Annotated in this window: 9 protein-coding genes; 5 read left to right on the top strand and 4 right to left on the bottom strand. The window is 41.2% G+C overall.

The window, feature by feature from the left end; all coding sequences use genetic code 11:
- A partial coding sequence (locus NTU69_10945) for an MBL fold metallo-hydrolase (protein ID MCX5804026.1) occupies window positions 1-409 on the top strand: 409 nt, incomplete at its 5' end.
- Window positions 399-788 carry a hypothetical protein gene (locus NTU69_10940; GenBank protein MCX5804025.1) on the top strand — a complete coding sequence of 130 codons (390 nt, stop codon included), beginning with the start codon at window positions 399-401 and terminating at the stop codon, window positions 786-788. The genes NTU69_10945 and NTU69_10940, both read left to right, overlap by 11 nt.
- Window positions 789-1,028: 240 nt before the next feature.
- Here the strand turns inward: NTU69_10940 and NTU69_10935 are convergent, their stop codons facing one another.
- Window positions 1,029-2,309: an isoprenylcysteine carboxylmethyltransferase family protein gene (locus NTU69_10935; GenBank protein ID MCX5804024.1), complete on the bottom strand. Its 1,281-nt coding sequence runs from the start codon at window positions 2,307-2,309 to the stop codon at window positions 1,029-1,031.
- A gap of 418 nt (window positions 2,310-2,727) precedes the next feature.
- Between NTU69_10935 and NTU69_10930 the strand changes: the two genes are divergently transcribed.
- The 3 genes from NTU69_10930 to NTU69_10920 all read left to right on the top strand — a co-directional run bounded on the left by NTU69_10930 (window position 2,728) and on the right by NTU69_10920 (window position 5,601).
- The gene (locus NTU69_10930) at window positions 2,728-3,075 is read left to right on the top strand and encodes a hypothetical protein (GenBank protein ID MCX5804023.1); all 348 of its coding nucleotides are present in this window, start codon (window positions 2,728-2,730) and stop codon (window positions 3,073-3,075) included.
- Between the two features lie 619 nt (window positions 3,076-3,694).
- Window positions 3,695-4,426, top strand: a complete 732-nt coding sequence (locus tag NTU69_10925) for a class I SAM-dependent methyltransferase (GenBank protein MCX5804022.1) — start codon at window positions 3,695-3,697, stop codon at window positions 4,424-4,426.
- A 689-nt stretch (window positions 4,427-5,115) separates the two neighbouring features.
- Entirely contained in the window at window positions 5,116-5,601 is a 486-nt protein-coding gene (locus NTU69_10920) for a PIN domain-containing protein (GenBank protein MCX5804021.1), read from the top strand.
- 126 nt (window positions 5,602-5,727) lie between these two features.
- Here NTU69_10920 and NTU69_10915 read toward each other — a convergent pair whose 3' ends face one another.
- The 3 genes from NTU69_10915 to NTU69_10905 all read right to left on the bottom strand — a co-directional run bounded on the left by NTU69_10915 (window position 5,728) and on the right by NTU69_10905 (window position 7,566).
- Entirely contained in the window at window positions 5,728-6,120 is a 393-nt protein-coding gene (locus tag NTU69_10915; GenBank protein ID MCX5804020.1) for a hypothetical protein, read from the bottom strand.
- A gap of 662 nt (window positions 6,121-6,782) precedes the next feature.
- The gene (locus NTU69_10910; GenBank protein ID MCX5804019.1) at window positions 6,783-7,232 is read right to left on the bottom strand and encodes an ATP-binding protein; all 450 of its coding nucleotides are present in this window, start codon (window positions 7,230-7,232) and stop codon (window positions 6,783-6,785) included.
- Window positions 7,225-7,566: an STAS domain-containing protein gene (locus NTU69_10905; protein MCX5804018.1), complete on the bottom strand. Its 342-nt coding sequence runs from the start codon at window positions 7,564-7,566 to the stop codon at window positions 7,225-7,227. The genes NTU69_10910 and NTU69_10905 overlap by 8 nt, the downstream gene beginning before the upstream one ends.
- Window positions 7,567-7,813 lie beyond the last annotated feature (247 nt).

The following is a 7,813-nucleotide window of genomic DNA, read 5'->3' as shown; positions in this document are numbered from 1 at the left end:
GAAACAGAATCATCCTGGAGACTCTTATGGTTATAGATTTGAGAAGGATAGGAAAAGCATAGTTTATTCCACGGATTGTGAACACAAAGGTGAGGTTGATAATGAGGATTATGTTTTTCTGGATTTTTTCAGAGATGCCGATTTGCTTATCTTTGATGCTCAATATGAATTGGAGGAAGCTATAGATGCGAAAGAAAACTGGGGACATTCGAGTAATATCATAGCTGTTGAGTTGAGCGTAAAAGCAAAAGTGAAACGCCTCTGTATCTTTCACAATGAGCCTACCTTTGAGGATGAGAAGCTTGACCAATTTTTAGAGAACACCCGAAGGTATTTAGCCATTCATGCAGAAGAGTCCCATCCTCTTCAAATTGATCTGGCATATGACGGCTTGCAGATTGAATTATAGCCGGATAAAATCGTCTTATTCAAAAGATGTAGCAGTGCCTCTTTCGAGGTATAGCGAGATGGTGGGTTTTATCAAAGATACGGTTAAAAAACTCTTGGCATACGTTTTCGGTCATGCGGGCGATGGAAATATCCATGTTGTAGTGATGGATAATCCTGATGACAGGGCCCGATGGGCTCAGGTTGAGGACGCAAACCAAAAGATTGTCCTAAAAGCGCTTGACTTTGAAGGTACATGTACAGGGGAGCACGGTGTCGGGATCGGCAAAAGCCCCTTCTTACTGAAGGAACATGGCGAGAGCCTACGGGTAATGAAAAAGATAAAGGAGTCTTTTGACCCTGAAGGCCTGCTAAATCCCGGTAAGTTTTTTACAGAGTAAAAGGTCTTTTTATAAACTTACCAGAAGGGATTTATTGATTTAACGCTTTCTTCCTGCTATACGTAACATATCCTGCTTTCTCTCGTAATGTTAGTTACTTACACCCTGTTTTCCCTTATCCATTTTTCGTCCAATTCAAACTCATCGTCTTCACGTGTAAGAGGTATGGGGTCAAATATTTATCCTTGACTCAACTGACCTTTTGTCTCATTCAAAAGACGCAGGGTATCCCCATCTGACTCAGATACCGGGAGTGGGGACATCTTCCCATGCCGTTGCCTTATGAACCTTTACTACTTTGATGATCTCACCTGTTTTGGCATTGATATCGATAAAGCTAACCGGCAATCGTGTAGTATTCAAGGAGAACAGTTTTTCTCCAGAAAGATGCCTTCTGTAATCATGTTTTATTTCGACAATAATAACTCGCCTATAATCACAGGCATTGCAATTCATATCTGTCTCGTTTATCTCAATCGGACAATGGTGCCTTCTCGCAATCGATGGGTCAACATTATGCATTTTTGCCATATGAAGTGATGGTGAACTTCTCAAGTGCTGGAAAGGATGTAACACCCAATCGGTTATCATTTCAACAGTATGGTGTTTTTTGTATAAATGAAATTCACCGCCTGTATCCGCTATCATCCCCTGCATAATGTAATCTACAGGCATCACATATCCTAAGTAATCTTTATCACCTGTCAGGCCTACATTGACTCCTCCGTTGTTTTTTAAAATGCCGCTCAGCACATCTGTGCTTAACACATTGTCCTCTGTTATCATAGACACAAGAGTAATGTTGTCTTTGGATTCAAAGGCAAGCGAGTGTAACGTAATCTCCCGCAAGAGGAAACCCATTCCTATGACTAAGATGATTACTGATAGCGGAACAGCTAAATATCTCCAAGAGGTTTTTGGGAAAATTCGCCCAAGGAATGAAAAATACTTCTCGATAGATTTTGGTAAGAACATACCAGTGGAGTTCATATAATTCTGATATTGCTCCCCATACTGATTTAACATTCTCTTTTCTTCATCCTTTGCCAAGAAATAGTAAAGAACGAACATAATAGATAAGGTTGCCAGTACAATGAACCGTGGCCATAATATACTCATACCAATACCCCATATCCCAAGTGCCAGATACTGTGGGTGGCGGATGTATTGGTACAAGCCTTTATTTGCTACACCCCATTTAAAGATTTTACCCAGATAAACCTGTAAGGCACAAACGGCAAACACACAGAAACCAAAGATAAAACACGCTGAGCCAAGAATACGAATAGTTTTAAGAAGAAGGGTTGGTGGTAGAATCATGTGTGGCAAAAAGAAAGTGGTAAGCCATCTGGTGGCTGTAAATTGATCCAACCAGTGGAATACCGGATTGAAAACAGAGTAGAAGAAGAACGCAAAGGGGCTTATCATTATCATGATTTCAAAGGCCATAATAAAAAAGACTACTATACTGATACGTGCACTGATCTTTGTGACTATCTCCTCAACCTTGATCCTTTTCATAATCTCTCCTTATCCTTATAGGGATACCCGCATTGTTCTAAAGGACTTCTTAGAATACAAAACTATTTATCATACTCTTACACTTGCGCCTCACACAGTAAGCCTCAAACACCGATGCAGCATAAAATACGGTAGCGATATTATTGTGAGCTCCCTGATTGATTAATTAGGTAGCAAAAAGTATACCATAAATTAATGCCGTGTAACATACTGATATAAGTTTGTATTTTATTCCGTTTTGGGTGTGTAGCAACGCAAATGTCGAAAAAGACTTATTTCTCCGACAATAATGTCGAGACTTGCGAGGTGTCACAGATAGCTTCCTGCACTATTTACTTTCCCTTTTTTGATTGAACTGCCTGCTTCCAAGTGGTATTCAATAGGGACGTATTTCGTGAGGCATCAAAGGGGGACAAGCATGTATGAGCGAAAACATCAAAAAATAGCTCCGGCATCCGTTTTCATGAGACGGATGGTCATACATATTTTAATGGCGGGTCTTGTATCCGCAGTTGTATTGTTCATGGGTATCGCGGGATACCACTGGATCGCCGGATTGGGCTGGGTTGATTCTCTCCTGGAGGCGTCAATGATTCTCGGTGGAATGGGCCCCGTCAACCCAGTTACGACGACAGGAGCTAAGATTTTCGCTTCGGGATATGCTCTTTTCAGCGGCCTCGTATTCATCGCACTGATAGGAATTGTCCTCGCGCCGGTTGTTCATCGAATGCTACATAAGTTTCATGCTGACGAGCGGGACACATGAAAATGATGCAGACGCCAACCAACCTATCCCCTTGATTCGCTCCAGCCTGAACCATTTCTTCCTGTAAGTAAGTTTATGCCAAGGTTGTCGAATGGGCAACATTTCAACCGGCAATCGATAACCAGCGTGAATGTTTCAGCTTGAAATTGAACCGCAATTTCAAAACGGGAGATTTAATACAAGCATGATAAGAATACGTGATTCTTCTCGCCGATGTTGCTGCTTTCTTTTTTATGGCCTCTATCGTTCCTGTAAATAATAAACTTTAATGCTATGCAGTGAGCTATAAAGGGTGAATTCCAGTTCAAAGTGCACCACGTAGAGCTTGACAGAACACCTCATGGGGTGTCTACCAGAAAATCGTCATGTCCTCTATTTATTTCAGGTGGTGCAGTTGCGAGTAGAATCTACCTAACATTCTGATTTTAGGTTTATGTTGCTCACTAAAATTTGTAATGGCACCCCATATCTCATAGATATCATGCGGTGTTATCCTCATAAGTTTGTTATTATAAGAACGTCATTGTCCTTGACAATACTATCCGTTAAGCATAATGCTTTAGAAATTATAGGTAGCAGCATATTAATTGTTGGGTGCTCAACCCAGGAGAGACGAAGCATGCAGCCAAATCAGAATACCGAAGAAACATATTACGAAAAAAACCAGCGATTCAATTTCCTGGTGTCTTGGCTTCATTCGTTCCGCTACAAGAACATCCTCGCATTATTCAGAGCAGTAGCATGTCAAACCGAAGGCAAAAAGATCAAGGTTGTAGAGATTGGCTGCGCTCATGCAAAGCTGTTTTCAATACTCAATGAGCGGTTCGAGATTGACTACACGGGCATCGAAATCGACCCTCACTTCGTGGAAACAGCAAAATCAAGATATGCCCACAATTCTAATTTTCGAGTTATACATGACTCTGCCGCAAATGCTCTTTCTCACATGAAGAATGCAGACATTCTTGTCGCTTTGGAAACTTTCGAGCATATACCAGAGCACGAGGTGGTACGAATTATTGAAGCTATCGCCACTGCTCAACCTACTCTCTTCGTGTGTTCCGTTCCCGTAGAAATCGGACCGGCAATTTGGCTCAAGAATGTTGGCTCCCTTTTAACTGGCTACATGCGCCACACAGAATATCGGTGGGCGGAGACATTCTGGGCTGGTCTATATCAACTTGATAAGTTGCCGCCTCATGGGACTGGCCACAAGGGTTTTGATTGGAGATGGTTGGCACAGACGATAAGGCACAACATGCAAGTCATTGAGATTCGAAAGTTTCCATTTGGGTTCTTGCCAGCAGCATTTGCCTTCTCTGTGTTCATGGTCGCAGCACCGAGAAAATAATGGCACCTAACACTACGCTCCAGGGGACGCGGCAAAAAACCTCCGCGCCCCTTAGCTCAGTCGTTATGCTCTATTTTATTCCGTAATCCGCAAACCCCTATTGCACGTCCTATGCTTGCTTCGTAGGTGTACTGGTCACCCGTTACTTCCTAAAAGCAAGGATTTGTCTTTTTATCTCAACGTACAATATTACAACTGGCAATTAATGGCATAATCAAATATTTTCAACTTGCAATTGAAATAAGATTGGAAGATAATGAATTTATGGGCGGGGAAAACTTATTTTGATTAATTGTGATAAATCTATATGAAAGAAATAGTTACAATATTAGCCATTATAGCAACTTTCATAGCCTTGCGTGTACTAATTTTCGCCATCCCTTGCAAATATTATTCAATCGAAGAAGCAATTAGGGAAGTCGTTAAGGTTATCACTTTTTCTTTTGTTGCTATTTTTCTTTTATTATTAGCTTTGCTAATTAAGTTATTTTAAAAAAGAGTTAAATTGTTATGTCCAAATTTTAAAATTTTAATAAAGTTGGAGGACAATGGATAAAAAGGGGCGGGCATAGTGACAGATTGGTGCTTCAAGACCTATCCAAAACATGGTTTATATAATGTCAATAACTGGATAATTGAGGCAATGCCTGTGCAAATAACGAATCAGGTTAAAAAATAAGTTATCCTATATGATTATTCTTACTGAAGAAAAAAATCCGAGTGCGCATGCGGGACAAGTGGTAATTGTGGATGCCTCTGTCGTTGTTGACTTTGTACTTGAGAATTCCCCTCGACACAACGATGCGATCTGCCTAATCAGATTTCTTATGGAGCGCCAAATTAGAATCAGAATACCTTTCCACGCGGCCCTTGAAGTTCAATCCGCATTACGAAGAAGTGTTTGGTTTGAGCGTGGTCGTCAAGCAGCGCATGCCCGGAAAAACCATGAAGACCTAAAACTTCAACTGTTTGCAGTTCCTATCAATCAGGCATTTTTGGACCACTATGAAACCAAGGACCTGCCTTATCTGAAATCTGGGGATCTTCCCTACCTGGCAATGGCAAAGGCCGACAAGGTCCCATTGATAACCGAGGATCAGGGACTCTATGACAAGGCCCATGAGGCTGGAGTCGCGGTATTCAAAATTTGTGAGTATGCTCTATCGCAAGTCTGACCAGAGGATGACAACACAATCCAGCCGATCGCTTGTAGCGCCGGCTGATTTCTGAAGTTTGAACTTTATAGCTTTGTATTGCAGTGAATAGTGCACTGTAATCAACAATCATACTATAGCGTCTGACTAAGGATTTACTGGAACCCAGGTTTTGTGAGAAGGAATCCATTTACCGTCTACCCACTGACCGGGTATTGTAACCCATTCCCCAGGAGGGTTCTTGTCCTTATACTTTGCTGCAAAATCCGGGTCTGGATAGGCATAGGCGGATGGGGGGACGGGATTGGTATATACAACAGACGGTTGGTAGATGTACACAGGAGGGGGAACTGTAACGTACCATGGGTTCACAAAAGCTGTTCCTACATACACCCGCGGGTGATACCATCCATAGGGTCTGTAATGACCCCATCCATTGTAATATCCTACTCCGACTCTCCCCCAGGCAGAACTTATGGTTGGTAGGATGAATGATAGCCCTAACGCAACAATGAGGGCAATTAAAATCCTTCTTTTCATCTTCATCACTCTCCTTTAGCCCCATGAGGAGCTATTTGCTTATTATCATGATAATACATGAGTATTCCATCAATACAACACTCATCGTATTTTGGCTATAGAAATTTTTTGTTCCCTTCCATACTCGTACCCATTCTTTGCTGAATTTTAGGATCATCTGTTTACTGGGCATGAACAGTAGAAACAAAGACCAAAACTGCTGCAAAATAAAAACATGTTGTACCCGAAATAAAACGTCCCACATAAACCCACTGTACAGCAAATTTTTAAACACAACCTTGTAGCCTTCTATCATATATAACAGAGTAGCAATAAATGTGCCAATTGGTAATGCATTACAACTTGTTGTATTTGTTACATAGTTAATTTTTATCGGGTGTAGATTGCTGGGATATTCAGGAAATAAATGTCGAAACAGCTATGGAATGCTCGACATAAATGTCGTTTTCTAATAAGTGTACCCAGATAATAACACTTGTGAACGCGAGCGGGACGTTGTTGCATACGTTCGTTGTCTCCTATGAAGGCCACCTTTCATTCCGTAATTCGCAACCCTGCACAGAAGGCCACATACTCCATAGGTAAGTGAAGCAAGTAACTTTAAGTTTTATGTTTCCCGTAAACTTATGGTTCCAAAGTTGAAGATTTATACTTGGGAAGGATTACCTATTTTCTTTGCCAACATACATTTTCGACACGATAAGGGTCAATATATTTTTGTTCTCATCTCGCCGGTAATGCACATCATTCATGAGCTTCCTCATAAGAAATACACCGAGCCCACCGACTTCCCGTTCTGAAATCTCTCCATGTATGTCTGGTTCTTCTACTGAGAGAGGATTAAATGGAATACCAGAGTCAATAATCTCAATGATAAATTTTTCATTATTTTCCGTTTTGCACGTTATTTCAATATCCCCAATTATGTCCCTGTAAGCATAATTAAGGATATTTGCAATAGCCTCTTCCGTAGCAAGCTCTATCTCTTTTATTCTTTTCTGATCGAACCCTTGCTGTCTGGCATTGTTAGACACAAAATTAATGAATTGCTGGAGATTTTGAATGTTCGCCGGTAGTTTGATCTGTGACGAAACAGAGATTGTTTCAGGCATTACTAAGACTATTGAGGGCTGTTATCTCTGATTCAAATATCCTAAAAATGGAGTGAAAACCAGAGATTTTAAAAACTTCTTCAACCGGCCCCTGTAATCCGGTAAAGCAGAGCTCACCCTTTTCTTCTTTCAATTTCTTGGCACTTGTAAGTATGCTTCTAAGTCCTGCACTGCTGATGTACTCGAGCCCTGAAAGGTCAATGAGGAAAGTCCTTTCTCCCTTTGATATTAATTCTGATAGATTGTTTTCGAACTCAGGGGCAGTTATTGCATCTATCCTGCCCTTTGCTGAAACTATCTGAATACCTTTTTCTTTTCTCGTATTTATCTCCATATTAACCCCTTTATATGTTTTTATGAATTTTAAACAGAGCATGTATAAAAATCAATATATTTAGCGAAATTCTTTTTGAGATGGTTGATTCTATTACTGGGGCTTACGTCGCCCCCTCCACAGGCAAAGCCCCACCCACTTCGTGGGTACCCGGCCTCCCCCTCTCGCTCACGGTGTTCGCTGTATAGATTCCAACGGGCGGAGCAAGGCAAGCAGAGGACCACGCTTTCAAGCGTGGGTGAATGTA

Source organism: Pseudomonadota bacterium, from assembly GCA_026388215.1.
Classification (GTDB): domain Bacteria; phylum Desulfobacterota; class Syntrophorhabdia; order Syntrophorhabdales; family Syntrophorhabdaceae; genus JAPLKF01.
This window is presented reverse-complemented; position numbering and strand designations above follow the sequence as displayed.

Bases quoted from the DNA above. Each gene is read 5' to 3' on its own strand.
- NTU69_10935 (MCX5804024.1), bottom strand. From the start codon at position 2,309: ATGAAAAGGATCAAGGTTGAGGAGATAGTCACAAAGATCAGTGCACGT.
- NTU69_10930 (MCX5804023.1), top strand. From the start codon at position 2,728: ATGTATGAGCGAAAACATCAAAAAATAGCTCCGGCATCCGTTTTCATG.
- NTU69_10925 (MCX5804022.1), top strand. From the start codon at position 3,695: ATGCAGCCAAATCAGAATACCGAAGAAACATATTACGAAAAAAACCAG.
- NTU69_10920 (MCX5804021.1), top strand. From the start codon at position 5,116: ATGATTATTCTTACTGAAGAAAAAAATCCGAGTGCGCATGCGGGACAA.
- NTU69_10915 (MCX5804020.1), bottom strand. From the start codon at position 6,120: ATGAAAAGAAGGATTTTAATTGCCCTCATTGTTGCGTTAGGGCTATCA.
- NTU69_10910 (MCX5804019.1), bottom strand. From the start codon at position 7,232: ATGCCTGAAACAATCTCTGTTTCGTCACAGATCAAACTACCGGCGAAC.
- NTU69_10905 (MCX5804018.1), bottom strand. From the start codon at position 7,566: ATGGAGATAAATACGAGAAAAGAAAAAGGTATTCAGATAGTTTCAGCA.